We start from the raw sequence: 19,870 nt of genomic DNA, 5'->3' as shown, positions 1-19,870 counted from the left end.
CGATTAATCGCGGGCTAATTTACATGAATAAACCCTATCAACGTCCAGCTCAGGATGAACCGGTTTGGTGGTTTGTCATTTCTGGCGGTGAGATTCTTCTTACTGAAGAAAAGCAAATTCCTCATGGCTTGCTGGATGAAATGCCATTTCCTGATTTATCAGAATACAAAACGGTATTCATCGGTGAATTAAGAGAGCGCCATTGTTATCTGGTAGTCGCTGATTTTGGCGACACCAATTTTTCTGCGGTTGGTGAGTTTCTTAGTGTGCGTGAGTTAATTATTGGCACCGATACGGAAATGTTTGCCATGGCGGCACGCTCAAAACAAGTCGCTGACTTTTTGTCAACACATCGGTTTTGTGGGCGCTGCGGCTCGCGTATGCAAGCTGTTGACTGGGAAATAGCAATGCATTGTCACAGTTGCCAGCATCGCTGCTACCCACGTATTTCACCATGTATCATTGTCGCCATACGAAAAGGCAGACAAATATTGCTGGCCCGTGGCAAAAGGCATCCCGAGGGGCTTTATTCTGTGTTAGCTGGCTTTGTTGAAGCTGGCGAGCCACTGGAGCAGACACTTGAACGTGAAGTGATGGAAGAAGCAGGCGTGCGAATAAAGAACGCCCGTTATGTGAGTAGCCAGTCGTGGCCATTCCCTAACTCTCTGATGATTGGCTATATTGCTGAATGGGATAGCGGCGACGTACGTATTGATCCCTTTGAGCTGGAAGAAGGGGGCTGGTACGACATCGATAATCTGCCGCGAATTCCGGCGGAAGGTACCATCGCAAATAAATTAATCATGCGGCTAAAAGCTGAAATTGATCAGGAAAGCAAATCCTAATACTGCTAAAATGCGCGCATTAATTAATGGTTAAATTGGATAATCATAGACATGTCTGAATTAAAAAATGATTTGTATCTTCGTGCCTTGTTGCGCCAGCCGACCGAACGCACCCCGATTTGGATGATGCGTCAGGCCGGGCGTTATTTGCCGGAGTATCGCGAAGTTCGTAAGCAAGCTGGCGATTTTATGGCTTTATGTAAAAATGCTGAACTAGCCTGCGAAGTGACTTTGCAACCATTGCGTCGTTTTGCTCTGGATGCAGCTATCTTATTTTCAGACATATTAACCATTCCCGACGCGATGGGGCTGGGTCTTTACTTTGAAGCCGGTGAAGGGCCTAAGTTTGCTCGACCAGTACGCGATTTAGATAGCATCAAGAAGCTGGGTGTGCCAGATCCTGAGCAAGAGTTGCGCTATGTGATGGATGCCGTGCGTACTATTCGGCGCGAGCTGAATGGTCAAGTGCCACTGATTGGCTTCTCAGGCAGCCCGTGGACACTCGCGACTTATATGGTTGAAGGCGGCAGCACTAAGAATTTCAGTGAAGTTAAAAAGCTAATGTTTAGCGAACCTCAAGCCATGCACATGTTACTGGATAAACTGGCGCAGTCGGTAACCAGTTACTTGAACGCGCAAATTGCTGCAGGTGCTCAGGCGGTTATGATTTTTGATACGTGGGGCGGTGTACTAAGCCCGCGCGACTATCGCGAATTTTCATTGAATTACATGCAAAAAATTGTGAACGGACTAACCCGTCACGCCGATGGGCGTCAAGTACCGATCACATTATTCACCAAGAACGGCGGCGCTTGGCTAGCAGACATGGCTGCAACCGGTTGTGATGCGCTTGGTGTCGATTGGACCACTGATTTAGGCACCGCTCGCAAAGCGGTAAATGACAAGGTCGCATTGCAGGGCAACATGGACCCAAGCGTATTGTATGCCCCTCCGGCACGAATAGAAGCCGAAGTAGCAACGATACTTGAAAGCTATGGTTCAGGTACTGGCCATGTATTCAACCTTGGTCATGGTATTCACCCCGAAGTAAACCCTGACCATGCAGGTGCATTTATTGAAGCTGTTCACAAGCTAAGCCCTGCGTATCACAAGTAATTTACTTTATTTGCGGTAAATCCCGCTTATTGTCCGATAAGCGGGGATGTTGCATTGAATCCCTAGGTTACAATAGTGTCAGACCATGACATGAAGCCGACGTAGTAACCTGAGGGATTTATGGCAGCACGAAATATTTTTAATCCAATAACTATCTTTGTGGTGATCGCAATCGCTGCGGCCGCCTATTTTTTCGGTTTTGCCGACCCGAATGCGGGCAAAGAAGAGCGTCCGCAAAATCCGGTTCCTGTTCGCGTGCAAGCCGCGCAAATCAGTGAGTTTCGTGATGTCATCGAAGCACTCGGTACGGCTCAAGCAAACGAGTCCATCGTTGTAACTGCTCAAGCACAAGATATCGTTATGGCGGTGCACTTTGATGATGGCGATGTCGTCCAAGCTGGTGACTTGTTAATAGAGCTTGATTCACGTGAAGAAAAAGCCCGCGTGCAAGAGCTGAAGTTCCGTTTAGCTGAAGCGAATCGCCAATATCAACGCTTGGTTGATCTACGTCGTCAAAATGCTGCGTCACAGCAACAATTAGAAACTCAAGACGTGCAAGTTAAAGAAATTATCGCAGCGCTTGAAGTGGCTGAAACACAACTTGCGCAAAAGCGCATCATTGCACCATTCGATGGCCGCCTTGGCATTCGTCACGTAAGTGTCGGTTCATTGGTGTCACCGGGTGAACAAATCACAACGCTTGATGATGTCACCCCAATCAAACTTGATTTCAACGTACCTGAATTGTTTTTTGCTAGCTTGCGCACTGGTCAAAGTGTCGCAGCAAGAAGCGGCGCCTACCCGGGTGAAGAATTTCGTGGTGAAATCTTAAGTATCGACTCGCGTGTTGACCCGTTAACGCGCTCCATTTTGGTACGCGCAACAATCCCCAATGACGATAATAAACTGCGCCCGGGCATGTTGTTACGTGTAAACCTTTTACGTAGCGTCGATGAGACGATGATTCTGCCTGAAAAGGCTATTGTACCGATTAATGATCGCACCTACGTCTACATCATTGACGCCGAAAACATCGCACGCCAAGTGCCTGTCACTATCGGGCGTCGTAAGCCAGGCATTGTTGAAGTATTGGAAGGTATTGAGCCAGGTGACAAAGTGGTAACCGAGGGGATGGTTCGTCTTCGTGACGGTGTTGCCGTAACCGTACGGGAGGGCTAAACGCGATGTTGTTGTCAGATATTTCGGTAAAACGTCCGGTTTTTGCCTCCGTTGTTAATATTTTACTTATCGTGTTTGGTATTGTCGCCTTTACGATGCTGCCGCTGCGCGAGTACCCTGACATTGATCCGCCGGTAGTGTCGATTGATACTAGTTATACCGGTGCGTCGGCTGATATTGTGGAAACACAAATCACGCAGGTGATAGAAGACCGCATTAGCGGTATTGAAGGCATCAAAAATATCAACTCGAGTAGCCGCAATGGTCGCTCGCGTATCAGTATCGAATTCACCCTGGAGCGGGACATAGATGCCGCTGCCAACGATGTTCGTGATCGGGTTTCGCGTGTAGTCGATAACCTGCCAGAACAAGTTGACCCGCCGGAAGTTTCCAAAGCGAACTCCGATGAAAGTACGATTGTTTGGTACAACTTACGCAGCGAAACCATGTCGGTGCTTGAACTGACGGACTATGCGGACCGCTATATAGCTGAGCGGTTGTCGGTGGTCGATGGTGTTGCTCGCGTCAATTTAGGCGGTGAGCGTCGTTATGCGATGCGCGTATGGCTGGATCGTGATGCCATGGCGGCTCGTAATATTACGGTTACCGATATCGAAAACCGTTTACGCTCTGAAAACGTTGAATTACCAGCGGGTGAAGTTGAATCCATTGACCGCGAATTTACGGTACGAGTTGCACGTACTTATCTTACGCCGGAGCATTTTAAACGCTTAACCATTAAACGTGGGGACAATGGGCAGCTGGTGCGCCTCGCAGAAGTGGCGCGCATTGAAATGGGTGCCGAAAATGACAAAACCGATTTCCGTGGTAACGGCATCAACATGGTTGGTGTGGGTATCGTCAAGCAATCGAAGGCGAATACGCTGGAAGTTGTTGAAAATGTTCGGCGAGAAATTGACCAAATAGCCCAGACATTGCCGGAAACAATGTTTATTGTACCCAGCTACGACTCGTCGATATTCATCAAAGGCTCAATTGACGAGGTATACAACACCCTTGGTATTGCAATGGGTTTGGTGGTTATCGTTATCTACATGTTCCTTGGGAACATTCGCGCCACGTTGATTCCAGCGTTGACGGTGCCTGTTGCCATCATCGCATCCTATATCGCGCTATTCGCGATGGGTTTTTCAATTAACCTGTTGACCTTGTTGGCGTTGGTTTTAGCCATCGGCTTGGTGGTAGATGATTCCATTGTTGTATTGGAAAATATTTATCGGCGCATTGAGGCGGGTGAACCGCCGTTATTGGCGGCGTATCGGGGTGCGCGTGAGGTCGGTTTTGCTGTAGTTGCTACAACACTTGTGTTGATTTCAGTGTTTGTCCCTCTTGCATTTTTAGACGGCAATATCGGTCAGCTGTTTACCGAGTTTGCGTTGGCTATTGCGGCAGCAGTGGCCTTTTCGAGTATTGCAGCCTTAACCCTATCGCCCATGCTCAGCTCGAAAATTCTGAAAAAGAAAGAGCGTTCCAGTAAGTTCGGACTCATCATCGATAAGGTTTTTGCCTGGGTTGAGTCTGGTTATGTGCGTGTTTTAAAACGCACGCTTGCCTACCCGTGGATGGCAGGCTTGTTGGTTATTTTGGCCGGCGTCGTGTCGTACGGCATGATGCAATTTATAGAGCAGGAGTTTGTTCCGCCGGAAGACCGCGGCACCTTTTATGTCATGGTGCGAAGCGAAGAAGGGGCCAGTTTCGAGTCGAATTCTGCCAACATGCGCGAGATTGAAAGTATTCTGATGCCGTATATTGATCAGGGTAAAATCGACCGTTTGATTATTCGTTCACCAGGTTGGGGCAACTCGGCCGGGGTCGCGATTGTCGGTGCAATTCCTTTTGAAGAGCGTGAATGGTCCACTTTTGAGCTCATGGATGAAGTTTCAGAACAGCTTAATAATGTTACTGGGGTGCGGGCATTTGCCTTTATGCGCAGTGGTATAAGTGGTGGCAATGGGCGTCCCGTGCAGTTTGTTCTGCAAGGCAATACCTACGAACAGCTCGCTGCGTACCGTGATATTGTCATTGAAAAAGCCAGTCAAAATCCGAACTTAATGGACTTAGACAGTGATTACAAAGCTACCTTACCGCAGTTATTAATTCGTATTAATCAGGAGCGCGCATCAGACCTTGGTGTGTCGGTTGGCGATATTGGTCGTACCCTTGAAACCATGTTGGGGCAACGTCGTGCGACAACCTACCTGGACCGCGGTGAAGAGTATGATGTTATTTTGGAAGGTGAGCGCGCGGATTATCGCAGCCCAACAGCAATTGATAATATCTATGTGCGCTCAAACAGTTCGAGTCAGTTAATTCCGCTATCGAACTTAGTTACGGTGGAAGAACAAGCAACATCAGGGTCGCTGAATCGGTATAACCGAATGCGCAGCATTACCATTGAAGCGAACTTGGCCGAAGGTTATTCGTTAGGTGAAGCTTTAACGTATTTGGAAGAAATCGTACGCACAGAGTTACCTGATGACGTGAGCATCGACTATAAAGGCGAGTCACAGATGTACAAGGAGAGCGGTAGCTCGGTCATCTTTGTCTTCGTGCTGGCATTATTGGTTGCTTATTTGGTGCTTGCGGCGCAGTTTGAGAGCTTTGTGCATCCGTTGGTGATTATGCTGATGGTACCTATCGCGTTTTTGGGCGCTATTATTGGGCTCTATGTAACCGGCATGACCATCAACATTTATAGCCAAATTGGTATCGTGATGCTTATCGGGCTGGCAGCTAAAAACGGTATCCTGATCGTTGAGTTTACCAACCAATTGCGCGATGCCGGTATGCAATTTGATGAAGCGATTGTGAAAGGTTCTCAGCAGCGCCTGCGGCCAATTGTCATGACAGCGTTCACAACGTTAATGAGCGCAGTTCCGCTGATCCTTGGTTCAGGGCCTGGTGCCGAAAGCCGTATGGTTATTGGTACCGTTATTTTTGCTGGTGTGGCGTTGTCAGCGTTTTTAACGATATTTATTGTTCCATCGTTATATTCGCTGCTGGCACGAAATACAACTTCGCCAGAGAAAGTTTCTAACGAGATTGCGCAGTTAGAGGTAAGTCATCCAGATACTAAAGGTAACTTCGACGCTTAATCGAGGTGATTTGATTCGCGGGCGTCAACAAAAAGCCCGCTGATCACATTTCGCGCAAGTGATGGGTGGTTGGTGAAAATACCATCAACGCCCATCGCTTTTAAGTCGCGCATATCGTCCGGTTCATCGACAGTAAACACTAACACCTTCAAACCGCGTTGATGCGCATCATCGACGAATTCTTGTGTAACAAAGTCAACATCGATATGCACAGACCAAGCTTGAAGGGTTTGTGCGAATTGTGCGTAGGTTAGTGGGCAGCTGGTCGTGAGCGCACCGATCAGCTGTTGCGGGTGATCGTGCTTGAGCTGGGCTAACCAATGATGATTGAAGCTGGAGACTATGAGCTGTTCGGGCTGGAAATTCGCTTGAGCAACTGCGCGCCTTAAATGGCGGGTTAGTCCGCGTTTTATATCGGCACCTTTCAGCTCTATATTTACGTGGCAGCGTCCACCGATATAATCCAATACCTCGTCCAGTGTGGGTATCGTTTGTTGGCCAAATACTTTCAGGGTGCGTAACTGGGCAAGCGTCAAGTCTTGCAACCGCCCTTGATGGGCGGTTAAACGTGCTAGATATCTATCGTGAAAGACAATCCATTCGTCTTCAAGTGGATAAACGTCAATCTCAATGCCATCGGCTTGAGCATCAAGCGCTTTACTGAATGCCGCTATCGTATTTTCCGGGGCTTCAAAACTCGCACCGCGATGGGCAAAGATTAGCATGCTTAGTCGTCGCGCTGACCGAGAAGCTCACCCATACGGGTTACTGAGCCGGCTTTCAGTTCATCTTCGAAATCAATGGCATCGTTGGGGAACAGCAGGATTACTGTGGAACCGAGTTTAAAGTGCCCCATTTCCTCGCCCTTTTTAAGTGCAATAGCCTGATCACCTGATGCAGGGTATTCCCAAGCATGAACACTGGAGCCGCGAGGAGGCGTAACCGTCTCCGACCATACTGTACCAATACTGGCAACAATTGTTGCACCAACCAGAACCATCGCAAACTTACCAAACTCACCATCAAAAATAGCGACAACCCGCTCATTGCGCGCGAATAAATTCGGTACATGCGCAACCGTAAGTGGGTTAACCGAGTACAAGTCACCGGGTACGTAAACCATTTTGCGTAAAACGCCATCGCATGGCATATGAATGCGATGATAGTCTTTAGGGGCTAGGTAAATTGTTGCGAAATCACCTTCGCGAAACGCGTGTGCATCGCGCGGGTCACCGCCAACCAGATCAGTAAGACTGTAGTCGTGACCTTTAGCCTGAAATATACGGCCTTCTTCAATATCGCCAAGTTGACTAATGGCACCGTCGACAGGATGAGCGAACTGGTTGGCTTTATCGGCTTTAAGAGGTCGCAATTCCGGCTTTAAGTGGCGGGTGAAAAACTCATTGAAGGTTTTATATGCGCGTGGATCTTCATGTACTGCCTCACTCATATCAATTTTATATTGACGAATGAACCAGCGAATAAACATTTGTGTAAACCAGCCAGCACGAGCGGCGGCGAATTTACCCACCAAGCGTGAAAGGCCGTGTTTCGGTAACCAATGTTGTAATTGAATTTTCGCGCGATCCCAATTCACGTTTTTTTACCTCTAGACGTTGCTCGCGACGGCTTCTTAATGGCCATCGACTCAATAATTTTGTGGAAATTGTACAGCCGAAGCGCGTGCAGTTCACCTGATTCTAACCCTTCTTGGAGTGCACAGCCTGGGTCATCTATGTGTTTACAGTCACGAAACTTACATTGGCCTAAGTATGGACGAAAATCTTTATAGCACCAAGCAACGCGTTCGGGATCCAGATGCCACAGTGCGAACTCTCGAATACCCGGTGAATCAATCAGTACACCGCCAGTTGGAACAACATAACGGGTTGCCACTGTGGTGGTGTGCTGACCTAATCCGGAATTATCCGACACCGGACTTACTTCGGCGTCGATGTTTGGTAATAGCGCATTAACTAACGATGACTTACCTACGCCTGACTGGCCGACAACTATTGAGACATGACCATCGAGCAATTGTTGCAATGCGCTTAACGACTCTGGCTGTTTAGCACTCACCTCCAGAACGTCGTACCCGATGGCTCGGTAAACAGCGAGGGCTTCCGTAATGTCTCGTTGCTCTTCAGGTGTTAGCGTTGCTGTTAAATCAGCTTTGTTGAGCACAATAACTGGGGTAACTTCTATGTCTTCGCAGGCCACTAAATAGCGATCAATAATTTGCGAAGAAAAAGCAGGTAAGACGCTCGAGATAATTAAGATCTGATCGACATTTGCAGCAACAGGTTTAACGCCATCATAATAATCGGGGCGGCTTAATAGCGAACGCCGAGGCTGCACTGCCTCAATAACGCCAGCGATGTCATCGGAGCGCTGTTTAAAACGGCGCCAAACAACCTCGTCACCGCAAACCAATGAGTCTACCGCGCGTCGGATGTGGCAGCGCAGTGCAGGCTCAGATTCAGTACAAATGATCGCTTGTTGACCGAATCGACTCACGACAATACCGGCTTCAGAATTTTCTAGCACGGCATCTGGAACGTCGAGCTCGTTATCGGATCGGTGAATTCGCTTCTCTTGATTAGAGCGAATGCGACGCAATTGTCCTTTATTCAGTTTTCGCTGTTTTGCCATCAATTAAATTCCAGTTCATACTGGCAACGATCATACATTATTAAGCACAATAGTGCCTGAACTTAATTGTAATCAAATAAGGTACCTTGAATGAGCGCAAGCGCAGAACGGCTGATTTGGATTGACTTGGAAATGACGGGTTTAGTACCTGATTATGACCATATTATTGAAATTGCAACAATCGTAACTGACTATGAACTTAACGTACTTGCAGAAGGGCCGGTAATTGCTGTCCATCAGTCCGCCGCGAATTTGAAAAAAATGGACGATTGGAATGTTACGACGCATACTAATTCTGGACTGGTTGAGCGCGTTCAAGCGAGCAAAGTTGATGAGCAAGCGGCGAGCGCTGCAACCATCGAGTTTTTGCAGCAATGGGTGACGCCGGGAAGTTCGCCAATGTGTGGCAATAGTATTTGTCAGGATCGCCGTTTTTTGGCGAAGCACATGCCCGAACTAGAAGCTTATTTTCATTATCGTAATCTTGATGTTAGTACTTTGAAACAGCTCGCAAAATATTGGGCACCTGACGTTGCAAACGGTTTAACCAAACAAGGGGCACACACAGCTTTGGCAGATATTCGTGAGTCCATCGAAGAATTAAAATATTACCGTACGCACCTATTTAAATAATAATAACAACAAGGAAGCTTAAGCTCGTGTTGAAACTTCTTATTGCTGGAGGTTTGGTAGTCATTTTAGGGTTCACCTTTGGCCCGCCTAAATACGTAGCTTTTGTTGATCATCAAAAGCGCATTGAAACGCTGTATGGTGAGCACGATGCATATCTTGCTTGGCATATTAACCGTTGGGTACCTTTGCGAAGCTTCGCGGAATTGGTTTGGTACGCTCCTTCTGTTGATAGTGAGCAGGCACTAACAGAGTTGGAAATAAAACAAGCAGCTGTACCGTTTTCCTTGCCGGGTAGCTGGTTTTCAAACTACATATGGTGGTTGCTACCGCCATTGTTGTGGGGCGGACAAAGACTCTTCAGTTTTGCTTTTTTTGCGTGGCGGCAAGTACGCTCGCATCAGCGTAATTTCTTTTTATCCGAACGCCGTAATACCATCATTGCGTATGAAACCTTTTTAAAGCAAACCCAAGATGTTCCTTACAAGCCGTATCGTTTAAGACGCAAAGCCAAGCAAGCACGCGAGCAACTTTACGATCTCTACATTGAATCACTTGTGCGCGCATCAATGAATGATGACGAGCGCGTGTTAAACGGCGTGGTGGCAAAAATGCTGGCGTTTAACCGCGATCGGAATCAACGTTTTTTACCGCTGCAACTCCATATGGAAGCTGGTTTCAAAGCACAAATGCGTGGGGTGTTGACTCGGTTTAGCAAGTTTGAGGGCTACTTTGAAGAGCGCATGAGCCAATCGGCGAAGCAGTGGCTGCTTGAAGTTCACGGCTCCGGTGTACCGAGCATGTCTGAACTTTATGAGGATTGGGACGGCAGAGCTCGAAATTGCGCTAAGGCAATATTAACGGCTCGGAAGTGGCAGCCATTAACCTCGCTGCGAGAGAGTTTCAGGGATTATGCGAAAGATACGATTTTACGCGTGTTAGGAAAGGCCGCGTCAGCGCGAAACCGCGATGATCTGGCGCGGTTTGCCGAAGCTTATCTTACCTATTCGGTGTACCGGTATTTACCGGTTGATGCCAAATTGCGCGACTATGAGCAAGATTACAAACGACTTATTGGCAAACGCATTGCTCAAGTTCTCTCGGCCTATTTTCCACAAGAAATAACCACCAATGGGGTGAAGCCAGATTTGTTTTTAAATCCATCTTTTCGTCATGACAGTCATATGGCCAAATTGAGCATTGAGTTGGTATTTGAGAACAAAGTGATGCCCGATGGCATGCCTGTAGTAAGTAATGCATTTTATATCAGTATGCCAGGGGAAGAGCCGCAGCGCTTAGAAGGGCTCGAACACAAACTTTCAGCAAGTAAAGAAAAGGAGCACAAGTCATGATTATGCGCATGTTCTTGCTGTTATTTTTCGTTTTGGTATCAGCACCTGTGGTAGCACAAAGCCCCGAAAATTCTTCGTTACAGCAGTTGCGCTGCGAACTTCACCAATGGATTGTACGATTTGAGGTTATCACCAATTGGTTAACCACAGTTGAAAGAAACGCGTTAGTTTTCGTAAATAAACAAGGTGATGCTGTTGCAGCACCATTTCCAATAGCTTGGAAAATGGCTGAGGGGTGCTCCGCAGGTGCTCAAAAACCGAGCGAACAAACGCAAAACGATAAAAAATAGGTTGACGAAAACAGGTGAATCCGTAAAATACGCCCTCGTTAACACATGCGAGAATAGCTCAGCTGGTAGAGCACAACCTTGCCAAGGTTGGGGTCGCGAGTTCGAATCTCGTTTCTCGCTCCAAATTCTAAAAAACCCGAAAGCTTAAAAACTTTCGGGTTTTTTATTGCCTATCCAATACATTCGATTTACCATATATATGAAAAATCGAATGTATAGGCAGCCCAATTTCATGAAAGTTTTATTTCTATGTACTGCGAATTCAGCACGCTCAGTGATGGCTGAAGCAATCATGCGGCAGTTTGCTGGCGACACGATAGAGATATACAGTGCTGGAACGGCACCGAGTCAAGTTGAGCCAGAAGCGCGAGCCGCGCTGCAAAGCCTTAACATCAAAACGGACGGTTTGCGCTCAAAATCACTTGATGAGCTACCAGATACTAAGTTCGATTACGTGATTAGTCTTTGCGATAGAGCGCGCACCGAATGTCAGGCAAGCTTTCAAGGCATGAACTTTATTGCGTGGGACTTCCCTGATCCAGTTACCAGCCGCCGTGCTGACGCGTTCAAACGAACAGCTCAAGAATTGAGTGAACGTATTCGCATGTTTTTGTTGATTATACGCAAAAGCCTGCAGCAACCTCATTTGTTCAATACTCCCCATGATTTTTTCAAGATTATGGCGGACCCGTTACGGCTGACAATGATCCTAATGTTAGATAAACATGATGAGCTTTGTGTTTGTGATTTTGTCGATGCAACCGGGATGTCACAACCCAAGGTGTCGAGACACCTTGCGCAATTGCGCGAGTACGGTTTGCTGATTGATAGAAAAGAGCAGCGCTGGGTGCATTATAAACTAAACCCAAGTATGCCGGATTGGATGCGACACATCATCGCCACAACGGCAGAGTACAATCCTCAACTTCAAAAGGACGTTAAAGATGGGTGTATTTGAACGCTTTTTATCAGCTTGGGTTGGGCTGGCAATCATTGCCGGTACGCTACTTGGTCATCTGGTACCAAGCGTATTTGCATGGCTATCGAAAGCTGAATTTGCACAAGTAAATCTGGTTGTTGGTGTGCTTATCTGGTTAATGATTTATCCAGTAATGGTGCAAGTTAACTTTGCTGCCGTTACGCAAATTGCGCGTGAGCCCAGAGGGTTAATTTTAACGGTTGTGGTGAATTGGTTAATTAAACCCTTCACCATGACAGTTCTAGGGGTGCTGTTTTTTAAAGGAGTTTTTGCTGACTTTATTGAACCAGAAACTGCCAACGAATATTTAGCTGGCGTGATTCTTTTAGGTGTCGCGCCCTGTACCGCCATGGTGTTTGTGTGGAGTCAGTTAACGCGCGGCGACGCGAACTACACTCTGGTGCAAGTTTCGGTGAACGACGTCATCATGATTTTTGCTTTCGCGCCTATCGCAGCTTTGTTGCTCGGCGTGACGGATATTTTTATACCGTGGGAAACTTTACTGTTAAGTGTTGTTCTGTACGTTATTGCCCCACTTTTACTGGGCATATATACCCGCCAGGAAATAACTAAAAAAGCAAAATTGCGGCATATAGAACCTGAAAGTAGTTTGAGCTTATTCAATACCAAGATGAAGCCATGGTCTATTATTGGCCTATTGATGACCGTTGTGTTGCTGTTTGGTTTTCAAGCTGAGGTATTGTTTGAAAAGCCGTTCGACATCGCCATGATTGCGACGCCATTGCTTATTCAAACTTACGGCATATTCGCGATTACTTTTGTTATCGCGTTGCTAATCAAGCTGCCACATAGAATCGCTGCGCCTGCATGTTTAATTGGCACATCAAATTTCTTTGAGCTTGCCGTAGCGGTGGCAATATCACTGTTTGGATTGCATTCAGGCGCTGCACTAGCAACCGTAGTCGGCGTGCTTGTGGAAGTGCCTGTTATGCTATCACTGGTTTGGTTCGCCAACAAAACGCGGCACTGGTTTCATTAAGGAGTAGCACATGACAATTAAAGTAGGCATAAATGGATTAGGGCGTATTGGGCGGTTAGCCTTGCGCGTTGCTTGGGAAAATCAGGCACTAGAAATAGTAAAAGTTAATGACCCAGGCGCCGACGCGGCCACCTTTGCACATTTGCTAAATTTTGATTCGGTACACGGTCGCTGGCAGCACGAAGCTGCGGCTGATGGTTCGGAGCTGGTCATAGGTAATAAGCGTATTGCCTTTAGTCAGTGCAAAACCATTGCAGAGAATGATTGGAGCGGTTGCGACATCGTGCTGGAAGCGTCTGGCAAAATGAAAACAGTGGAAGTGCTCAATACCTACCTTACACAGGGCGTGAAGCGTGTTGTGGTATCCGCTCCGGTGAAAGAGGCGGGCGCACTCAATATTGTGGTTGGGGTAAACGACCATTTATATGACCCAAGTAAACATCGTATTGTCACAGCAGCGTCGTGTACCACCAACTGTTTGGCACCAGTGGTTAAAGTATTGCAGGACAAGATTGGTATTAAACACGCGTCAATTACCACGATTCATGATTTGACCAACACCCAAAGTATTCTTGATGCGCCGCATAAAGACTTACGCCGCGCACGTGCGTGCGGTATGAGTTTGATACCAACCTCGACCGGGTCGGCCACCGCAATTGTGGAAATATTCCCTGAACTGAAAGGCAAAATCGATGGGCATGCGGTTCGGGTGCCGTTAGCGAATGCCTCACTGACTGATTGTGTGTTTGAGGTAAATCAGCCAACCTCGGTGGAAGAAATCAATGGTTGGTTGAAAGATGCTGCAGATGGGCCGCTAGCAGGTATTCTCGGCTATGAAGAGCGCCCATTGGTTTCAATTGATTATAAAACTGACCCACGTTCGAGCATTATTGATGCGCTGTCGACCAAGGTAATTAATGGTACTCACGTAAAAATCTATGCGTGGTATGACAATGAATGGGGTTACGCCAACCGCACCGTTGAATTGATCGAGATGGTTGGCTGATGCTGGCCAACCTATCCCCAGCAATTCGTCAGTACATGTTGGTAACGGGCAACTATTGGGCGTTCACATTGACCGATGGTGCACTACGCATGTTGGTGGTTTTGCACTTTCACCAACTGGGATATAGCGCGCTTGAAGTGGCAATGCTGTTCTTGTTTTATGAGTTTTTCGGCATTGTAACCAACCTGTTTGGTGGATGGCTTGGGGCGCGTTGGGGCCTGAACCGCACCATGAATATTGGCTTAGGCGTGCAAATAGTTGCGCTGACAATGTTACTTGTACCAAGCTCCATGCTTAGTGTGGTGTGGGTCATGATTGCGCAAGCGTTGTCGGGAATTGCCAAAGATCTCAACAAAATGAGTGCTAAAAGCACCATAAAGTTGTTGGTACCGGATTCCCAACAAGGGCAATTGTATAAATGGGTTGCACTGCTAACCGGCTCCAAAAACACCTTGAAGGGCGTTGGCTTCTTCCTAGGTGGATTGCTGTTAACACTTATCGGCTTTCAAGGCGCAGTGTTGGCGATGGCTATTATGTTGGCGTTGGTTTGGGTGAGTAGTCTGATCTTTCTAACTAAAGAGAGTGGCAAAGCTAAGTTCAAACCCAAATTCACAGATTTACTCTCAAAAAGTAAACCCATTAATATTTTATCAGGCGCACGCTTCCTATTATTTGGCGCCCGAGACATTTGGTTTGTCGTTGCGTTGCCCGTATTTTTAGCAAGCCAACTGAATTGGAGTCATTGGCAGGTTGGCAGCTTTTTGGCCTTGTGGGTTATCGGTTATGGTGTTGTGCAGGGGCTAGCGCCCAGATTTACGCGAAGTGGCGAGGCAGCACCGCGTGAACAAGCGGTGGTATGGGGAGCCTTACTCACGGTAAGCCCTTTTTTATTGGCGCTCGCGTTATGGCAAAGCTTACCGATTGCTAGCAGTATCATGCTTGGTTTGGGTCTGTTTGGGGTGTTATTTGCGATTAATTCGTCATTGCATAGCTTTCTGATTGTTTCGTACTCGCGCGCCGATGGGGTGTCATTGGATGTGGGCTTTTATTATATGGCAAATGCTGCAGGTCGACTTCTTGGCACCGTGCTATCTGGCTGGGTTTACCAACAGTGGGGCTTAATTGCTTGTTTGATCATTTCTTGTGTTTTGCTGCTGTGGTCCACTATTGCGATTAGCTTTTTGCCTGACCGTGAGCAACGCTTGACATCTTGAGGTCAATGTATAGAATGCCCCCTCTTAATTTGATGCGAGAATAGCTCAGCTGGTAGAGCACAACCTTGCCAAGGTTGGGGTCGCGAGTTCGAATCTCGTTTCTCGCTCCAAAATTTAAAGCCCTGAATGCACTGAGTGCTTCAGGGCTTTTTTATTCGGGCCTATCCAGATTTATCCAGATAACTAACACGGGTTTACGCCACGGTTGCAGTTCGGTACGTCCGCTCTCGATATGCACAGTGGTGGTAAGAAACTCTGTACCATGTGCCATAAACTCGTCGGTAAGTATATGACTTACGTTAGTATTGCTTGCATGCTGGCGCAATGCGGTAAAACCCTCGGTGGCGATTAAATCATCAACTTCTTTTGGCGTTGGCAAACGCCAACGACTGTTTGCTCGCAACACCTGCCTGGCATCGTAAGCAGACAATAACGCAATAGAGCCCTGACAACCTTGCTCTGTCAGCTCCTGACCGTACCAGCAAGGTTCCCACTGTGGGGTGCTGGCCCAAGCGGTGGGCATGCAAAGAATAATCCCTATTACGCCCATCATCGTCTTCATTAAAACTCCTTGAGCATTGCCCAAAAAATCCAAATCCAAGCCACAATAAAGCAGACACCGCCAATGGGTGTAATGGGGCCAAAGAACTTGATTCCGGTTAGCGCAAGTAAGTACAGGCTACCTGAAAACAAGATAATTCCGGCCAACATAATCCATCCTCCGGTGCGCAGGCCAGATGCGTTTGGGTAAGGAATTAGCAGTACAGCCACCATCAGTAAGCCCAAAGCGTGGTAGATTTGGTATTGCACCCCTGTTTGAAACACTTGGAGCATGTCAGGGCTGATAATTTTCTGCAATCCATGTGCCCCAAATGCGCCAAGAATTACCCCCAACGCCATATTGATTGCACCGAGCATAACGAATACTTTCATACTATGTTTAAACTCAGGTTTATGAATGACCGTTAAAATGTACCCCAAAAGGAATCACTATGCTCGTTCAAAGTGCGCATGAGGCGTTGCAAATTCTCGAAGATAACGATGTTATCTGGTGTCAATCGATGGCGGCCACCCCCTACAAGTTGCTCGATGGGTTAGCTGACGTTGCCATGCAACGAAATAACCTAACCTTGCTGCAGTTGCACACTGAACACAGCGAAGTATTGAATAATCCACAATTAAAAGGCCACTTACGGCAGCGCGCTTTTTTTGTCGGGAAATCAACACGAACGGCTGTTAATGAAGGCTTAGCCGATTATGTCCCCATGTTTTTGTCAGAAATTCCGAAGTTATTCCGTTCCGGTGAGCAAAAGCTTGATGCCGTATTAATTCAAGTTTCGGCGCCAGATGCACACGGCAACTGCAGTTTGGGTATTTCAGTTGAGGCGACACGTGCAGCGTTGCAAGTAGCGCGCAAGGTTATTGCTTGGATTAATCCGCGGATGCCGCGTACGCATGGTGACTCATTTATTTCACTGAAACAGATTGATCGTTATTTTGAATTCGAAGCGCCGTTGCCGCTGCATGCGCAACCAAAACAATCAGACGTCACCACACAGATAGGCCAGCGTGTTGCCTCGCTCATCAACGATGGCGACTGTTTGCAAATGGGTATTGGCGCGATTCCAGACGCGACACTTCGTTGTCTCGGCAATCATCGCGACTTGGGCATCCATACCGAGATGTTTTCGGATGGCGTGTTGCCGCTGGTAGAGAGCGGCGTCATTAACAACTCGCGCAAACGCAAGCATCGTGGGCGTATTGTCACCACGTTTGCAATGGGTAGTCAGCAACTTTATGACTTTGTTGATGATAATCCGTTAGTGGCGTTTTTGGATGTTGAATATACCAATGATACTTCGGTGATTCGACAAAACAAGCAAGTGATGGCAATTAATAGCGCGCTGCAAATTGATTTAAGCGGCCAAGTTTGCGCCGACTCGATGGGAACAAAAATATATTCAGGCGTGGGTGGTCAGATGGATTTTGTGCGTGGCGCTAGCTTATCTGAGGGTGGACGGTCGGTGATTGCGTTACCCGCAACCGCATGTGGCGGCACCGTATCGCGTATTAGTAGCATGCTGAATCCGGGGGCAGGTGTAGTGACTACCCGTGCGCATGTGCACTATGTGGTGACCGAGTTTGGAGTTGCCAATCTTCGCGCAAAAAGCTTAACTGAACGGGCCGAAGCATTGATTAATATTTCAGCACCGCAGTTTCGCGAAGAATTAGCCAAACAAGCATGGAACGACTGGGGCCTTAAGGTGCGTACCTCCTAGGAGGTACTCACGAATGCCCAATAGCCACACTCTCCTTAGTGACATAGATCAAAATTTAATCATCGACTAGGCTTAACATCAGACATGGTAGTCCTATATCGACAATGTCCAAAGGAGGACGTCTGATGAAAACTAATGTTGTTAGAAAGTTGTACCCGAAATTATCGATGCTCGCAGTAGCAACCGGGATGCTTCTGACTGCCGGAAGCACTGTTGCTTATGCGTCGGATGATGGAAAAAAGGCTTACGAGGCTAACTGCCAAGCTTGCCATCAGCCAACCGGCAAAGGTTTGCCGGGCGCTTTTCCCCCACTTGCAGGTAACCCAAATGTAACGGGCGATAAACTGCATGTAGTACGTACCATTCTTCAAGGTATGTCAGGGCCACTGGAAGTAAACGGCCAAAAGTACAATGCAATGATGCCACCCATGCAGCATATTGGCGATGACGATATTGCAGATATTGCTAACTATGTTCTGAGCAGTTGGGGCAATAGTGGCGGCAAGGTTACTGACGACGATGTTGAACAGGTTCGGATAGAATTGGGGTTAAAAGATCGCGCTGAAGGGCAGCCTCACCAAGGCTCAACGGCAGCGGAAATATCCTACAAAGGCGCACCGTCAGCAGTTTCTGGCGGCAAAATGATGCGCACTCCGGGTGCGCCAGATATCAGTGAAGAAGAGTTCGCAAAAGCGCAGGAAATCTATTTCCAACGCTGTGCGGGGTGTCATGGTGTATTGCGTAAGGGCGCAACAGGCCTTCCGTTAACTACAGATATCACGCAGCGAAAAGGCACCGACTACCTGAAGGCGCTGATTAACTTCGGCTCGCCAGGTGGTATGCCAAACTGGGGCACATCCGGGGAATTGTCAGAACAAGACATTGACCTGATGGCGCGCTTCCTGCAACACGAGCCACCGACACCTCCCGAGTGGGGTATGAAAGACATGAAAGGCTCGTGGATTGTTCATGTGAAACCAGAAGACCGCCCGAAAAAGCCGCAGCATAATTACGATGTCGATAACATGTTTGCAGTAACTCTGCGCGATGCGGGTGAAGTTGCCATCATCGACGGTGCGAGTAAGAAGGTACTCAACTATGTGAAAACCGGCTACGCCGTGCATATTTCACGCGCATCAAGCTCGGGCCGCTATTTCACGACGATAGGTCGCGATGGCAAAATCGACTTGATCGATTTATACATGAACCCACCGCAAGTGGTTGCTGAAATTAAGATTGGCCTTGAAGCGCGTTCCGTTGAGAACTCGCGTTACAAAGGCTATGAGGACAAAATTGCCATTGCTGGCGCCTATTGGCCACCGCACTATGTATTGATGGATGGTCAAACGCTTGAGCCGCACAAAATCGTGTCGACTCGTGGCATGACTGTGGATACTCAGGAGTACCACCCAGAACCTCGCGTGGCAGCGATTGTTGGTTCGCATAAACATCCTGAATTTATCGTGAATGTTAAAGAAACCGGACAAATAAAACTGGTTAATTATTCAGACATCGATAACTTGCAGGTAACCACTATTGATGCTGCACCGTTTTTGCATGACGGGGGTTGGGATCGTTCAGGCCGATACTTTATGACCGCTGCGAACGAGAACGACACCATCGCAGTAGTGGATGCGCTCGACCGTGAGTTAGAAGCATTAATTCCGGTTAAACGTATTCCTCATCCAGGCCGCGGCGCGAACTTTATCGATCCGAAATATGGACCTGTGTGGGCCACCAGTGCATTGGGTAATGCGGACATTACCTTGATAGGCACTGACCCAGAAAAACACAAAGACAATGCGTTTAAGGTCGTCCGTGTGCTGGAAGGGCAAGGTGGTGGTTCGTTGTTTATCAAAACCCATCCGAAATCTACAAATCTTTGGGTAGATACGCCGTTTAACCCTGATGCCAAAGTTTCTCAGTCTGTTGCTGTATTTAACATCAACGACTTAGAAGCCGGTTACCAAACATTGCCAATCGCCGAATGGGCAGACTTAGGTGAGGGGCCAAAACGCATTGTACAGCCAGAGTACAACATGGCTGGCGACGAGGTGTGGTTCTCAGTTTGGAGTGGTCAAGAAGAGCAATCAGCCATCGTTATCGTTGACGATAAAACACGCAAGCTGAAGCATGTTATTAAAGGCGAAAAAATGATTACGCCTACAGGCAAGTTCAACAATTACAACACACGGAACGAGGTGTATTAAGC

General features: G+C 47.6%; 18 protein-coding genes and 2 tRNA genes. 15 read left to right on the top strand and 5 right to left on the bottom strand.

Annotated features, from left to right (window positions below):
- Nucleotides 1–23: 23 nt before the first annotated feature.
- The 4 genes from nudC to EGC76_RS10875 all read left to right on the top strand — a co-directional run bounded on the left by nudC (nucleotide 24) and on the right by EGC76_RS10875 (nucleotide 6,256).
- The gene (nudC, locus tag EGC76_RS10890) at nucleotides 24–845 is read left to right on the top strand and encodes an NAD(+) diphosphatase (RefSeq protein WP_128353034.1); all 822 of its coding nucleotides are present in this window, start codon (nucleotides 24–26) and stop codon (nucleotides 843–845) included.
- A gap of 51 nt (nucleotides 846–896) precedes the next feature.
- Entirely contained in the window at nucleotides 897–1,961 is a 1,065-nt protein-coding gene (gene hemE, locus EGC76_RS10885) for a uroporphyrinogen decarboxylase (protein ID WP_128353033.1), read from the top strand.
- Nucleotides 1,962–2,081: 120 nt separating this feature from the next.
- On the top strand, nucleotides 2,082–3,140 hold the full coding sequence (locus tag EGC76_RS10880) for an efflux RND transporter periplasmic adaptor subunit (protein WP_128353032.1): 1,059 nt from the start codon (nucleotides 2,082–2,084) through the stop codon (nucleotides 3,138–3,140).
- 5 nt (nucleotides 3,141–3,145) lie between these two features.
- On the top strand, nucleotides 3,146–6,256 hold the full coding sequence (locus tag EGC76_RS10875; protein ID WP_128353031.1) for an efflux RND transporter permease subunit: 3,111 nt from the start codon (nucleotides 3,146–3,148) through the stop codon (nucleotides 6,254–6,256).
- On the opposite strand, the gene EGC76_RS10870 is transcribed toward EGC76_RS10875, so the two are convergent.
- From EGC76_RS10870 to rsgA, 3 genes are read right to left on the bottom strand one after another with little or no spacing between them, the layout of a single operon-like run.
- On the bottom strand, nucleotides 6,253–6,981 hold the full coding sequence (locus EGC76_RS10870; RefSeq protein WP_128353030.1) for a glycerophosphodiester phosphodiesterase: 729 nt from the start codon (nucleotides 6,979–6,981) through the stop codon (nucleotides 6,253–6,255). The two genes, EGC76_RS10875 and EGC76_RS10870, sit on opposite strands and share 4 nt — an antisense overlap.
- A 2-nt stretch (nucleotides 6,982–6,983) precedes the next feature.
- Nucleotides 6,984–7,853, bottom strand: a complete 870-nt coding sequence (gene asd / locus EGC76_RS10865) for an archaetidylserine decarboxylase (protein WP_128353029.1) — start codon at nucleotides 7,851–7,853, stop codon at nucleotides 6,984–6,986.
- Nucleotides 7,850–8,908: a small ribosomal subunit biogenesis GTPase RsgA gene (rsgA, locus tag EGC76_RS10860; RefSeq protein WP_128353028.1), complete on the bottom strand. Its 1,059-nt coding sequence runs from the start codon at nucleotides 8,906–8,908 to the stop codon at nucleotides 7,850–7,852. The genes asd and rsgA overlap by 4 nt, the downstream gene beginning before the upstream one ends.
- A 90-nt stretch (nucleotides 8,909–8,998) precedes the next feature.
- On the opposite strand from rsgA, the gene orn reads away from it, so the two are divergent.
- The 9 genes from orn to EGC76_RS10815 all read left to right on the top strand — a co-directional run bounded on the left by orn (nucleotide 8,999) and on the right by EGC76_RS10815 (nucleotide 15,489).
- Nucleotides 8,999–9,541: an oligoribonuclease gene (orn, locus tag EGC76_RS10855; protein ID WP_128353027.1), complete on the top strand. Its 543-nt coding sequence runs from the start codon at nucleotides 8,999–9,001 to the stop codon at nucleotides 9,539–9,541.
- Nucleotides 9,542–9,567: 26 nt separating this feature from the next.
- Entirely contained in the window at nucleotides 9,568–10,890 is a 1,323-nt protein-coding gene (locus EGC76_RS10850; protein WP_128353026.1) for a hypothetical protein, read from the top strand.
- On the top strand, nucleotides 10,887–11,180 hold the full coding sequence (locus tag EGC76_RS10845) for a hypothetical protein (RefSeq protein ID WP_128353025.1): 294 nt from the start codon (nucleotides 10,887–10,889) through the stop codon (nucleotides 11,178–11,180). Before EGC76_RS10850 ends, EGC76_RS10845 begins: the two co-directional genes overlap by 4 nt.
- Before the next feature lie 47 nt (nucleotides 11,181–11,227).
- Nucleotides 11,228–11,303: transfer RNA gene (locus EGC76_RS10840), tRNA-Gly, on the top strand.
- A gap of 109 nt (nucleotides 11,304–11,412) precedes the next feature.
- On the top strand, nucleotides 11,413–12,138 hold the full coding sequence (locus EGC76_RS10835) for a metalloregulator ArsR/SmtB family transcription factor (RefSeq protein WP_128353024.1): 726 nt from the start codon (nucleotides 11,413–11,415) through the stop codon (nucleotides 12,136–12,138).
- On the top strand, nucleotides 12,125–13,159 hold the full coding sequence (arsB, locus tag EGC76_RS10830) for an ACR3 family arsenite efflux transporter (protein ID WP_128353023.1): 1,035 nt from the start codon (nucleotides 12,125–12,127) through the stop codon (nucleotides 13,157–13,159). Before EGC76_RS10835 ends, arsB begins: the two co-directional genes overlap by 14 nt.
- A gap of 10 nt (nucleotides 13,160–13,169) precedes the next feature.
- The gene (locus tag EGC76_RS10825; protein ID WP_128353022.1) at nucleotides 13,170–14,165 is read left to right on the top strand and encodes an ArsJ-associated glyceraldehyde-3-phosphate dehydrogenase; all 996 of its coding nucleotides are present in this window, start codon (nucleotides 13,170–13,172) and stop codon (nucleotides 14,163–14,165) included.
- A complete protein-coding gene (gene arsJ / locus EGC76_RS10820; protein ID WP_128353021.1) occupies nucleotides 14,165–15,379 on the top strand; it encodes an organoarsenical effux MFS transporter ArsJ in 1,215 nt (404 codons plus the stop codon). Before EGC76_RS10825 ends, arsJ begins: the two co-directional genes overlap by 1 nt.
- A 34-nt stretch (nucleotides 15,380–15,413) precedes the next feature.
- Nucleotides 15,414–15,489, top strand: a tRNA-Gly gene (locus EGC76_RS10815).
- 41 nt (nucleotides 15,490–15,530) lie between these two features.
- Here the strand turns inward: EGC76_RS10815 and EGC76_RS10810 are convergent.
- Nucleotides 15,531–15,941: a hypothetical protein gene (locus tag EGC76_RS10810; protein ID WP_128353020.1), complete on the bottom strand. Its 411-nt coding sequence runs from the start codon at nucleotides 15,939–15,941 to the stop codon at nucleotides 15,531–15,533.
- The gene (locus EGC76_RS10805; protein WP_128353019.1) at nucleotides 15,941–16,312 is read right to left on the bottom strand and encodes a DUF423 domain-containing protein; all 372 of its coding nucleotides are present in this window, start codon (nucleotides 16,310–16,312) and stop codon (nucleotides 15,941–15,943) included. Before EGC76_RS10805 ends, EGC76_RS10810 begins: the two co-directional genes overlap by 1 nt.
- 59 nt (nucleotides 16,313–16,371) lie before the next feature.
- Between EGC76_RS10805 and EGC76_RS10800 the strand changes: the two genes are divergently transcribed.
- Both EGC76_RS10800 and EGC76_RS10795 read left to right on the top strand, forming a co-directional pair.
- Nucleotides 16,372–17,658: an acetyl-CoA hydrolase/transferase family protein gene (locus EGC76_RS10800; RefSeq protein ID WP_128353018.1), complete on the top strand. Its 1,287-nt coding sequence runs from the start codon at nucleotides 16,372–16,374 to the stop codon at nucleotides 17,656–17,658.
- A gap of 125 nt (nucleotides 17,659–17,783) precedes the next feature.
- The gene (locus EGC76_RS10795; RefSeq protein ID WP_128353017.1) at nucleotides 17,784–19,868 is read left to right on the top strand and encodes a cytochrome D1 domain-containing protein; all 2,085 of its coding nucleotides are present in this window, start codon (nucleotides 17,784–17,786) and stop codon (nucleotides 19,866–19,868) included.
- The last annotated feature ends 2 nt before the right edge of the window (nucleotides 19,869–19,870 follow it).

The organism is Pseudidiomarina gelatinasegens (assembly GCF_004025325.1).
In the GTDB taxonomy this organism is placed as follows: Bacteria; Pseudomonadota; Gammaproteobacteria; order Enterobacterales; family Alteromonadaceae; genus Pseudidiomarina; species Pseudidiomarina gelatinasegens.
The sequence above is the reverse complement of the archived record's forward strand: the minus strand, read 5'-3'. Positions and strand labels throughout refer to the sequence as shown.

Excerpts from the sequence above, each read along its gene's own strand:
- nudC (WP_128353034.1), top strand. The coding sequence starts at position 24 with ATGAATAAACCCTATCAACGTCCAGCTCAGGATGAACCGGTTTGGTGG.
- hemE (WP_128353033.1), top strand. The coding sequence starts at position 897 with ATGTCTGAATTAAAAAATGATTTGTATCTTCGTGCCTTGTTGCGCCAG.
- EGC76_RS10880 (WP_128353032.1), top strand. The coding sequence starts at position 2,082 with ATGGCAGCACGAAATATTTTTAATCCAATAACTATCTTTGTGGTGATC.
- EGC76_RS10875 (WP_128353031.1), top strand. The coding sequence starts at position 3,146 with ATGTTGTTGTCAGATATTTCGGTAAAACGTCCGGTTTTTGCCTCCGTT.
- EGC76_RS10870 (WP_128353030.1), bottom strand. The coding sequence starts at position 6,981 with ATGCTAATCTTTGCCCATCGCGGTGCGAGTTTTGAAGCCCCGGAAAAT.
- rsgA (WP_128353028.1), bottom strand. The coding sequence starts at position 8,908 with ATGGCAAAACAGCGAAAACTGAATAAAGGACAATTGCGTCGCATTCGC.
- orn (WP_128353027.1), top strand. The coding sequence starts at position 8,999 with ATGAGCGCAAGCGCAGAACGGCTGATTTGGATTGACTTGGAAATGACG.
- EGC76_RS10845 (WP_128353025.1), top strand. The coding sequence starts at position 10,887 with ATGATTATGCGCATGTTCTTGCTGTTATTTTTCGTTTTGGTATCAGCA.
- EGC76_RS10835 (WP_128353024.1), top strand. The coding sequence starts at position 11,413 with ATGAAAGTTTTATTTCTATGTACTGCGAATTCAGCACGCTCAGTGATG.
- arsB (WP_128353023.1), top strand. The coding sequence starts at position 12,125 with ATGGGTGTATTTGAACGCTTTTTATCAGCTTGGGTTGGGCTGGCAATC.
- EGC76_RS10825 (WP_128353022.1), top strand. The coding sequence starts at position 13,170 with ATGACAATTAAAGTAGGCATAAATGGATTAGGGCGTATTGGGCGGTTA.
- arsJ (WP_128353021.1), top strand. The coding sequence starts at position 14,165 with ATGCTGGCCAACCTATCCCCAGCAATTCGTCAGTACATGTTGGTAACG.
- EGC76_RS10810 (WP_128353020.1), bottom strand. The coding sequence starts at position 15,941 with ATGAAGACGATGATGGGCGTAATAGGGATTATTCTTTGCATGCCCACC.
- EGC76_RS10805 (WP_128353019.1), bottom strand. The coding sequence starts at position 16,312 with ATGAAAGTATTCGTTATGCTCGGTGCAATCAATATGGCGTTGGGGGTA.
- EGC76_RS10800 (WP_128353018.1), top strand. The coding sequence starts at position 16,372 with ATGCTCGTTCAAAGTGCGCATGAGGCGTTGCAAATTCTCGAAGATAAC.
- EGC76_RS10795 (WP_128353017.1), top strand. The coding sequence starts at position 17,784 with ATGAAAACTAATGTTGTTAGAAAGTTGTACCCGAAATTATCGATGCTC.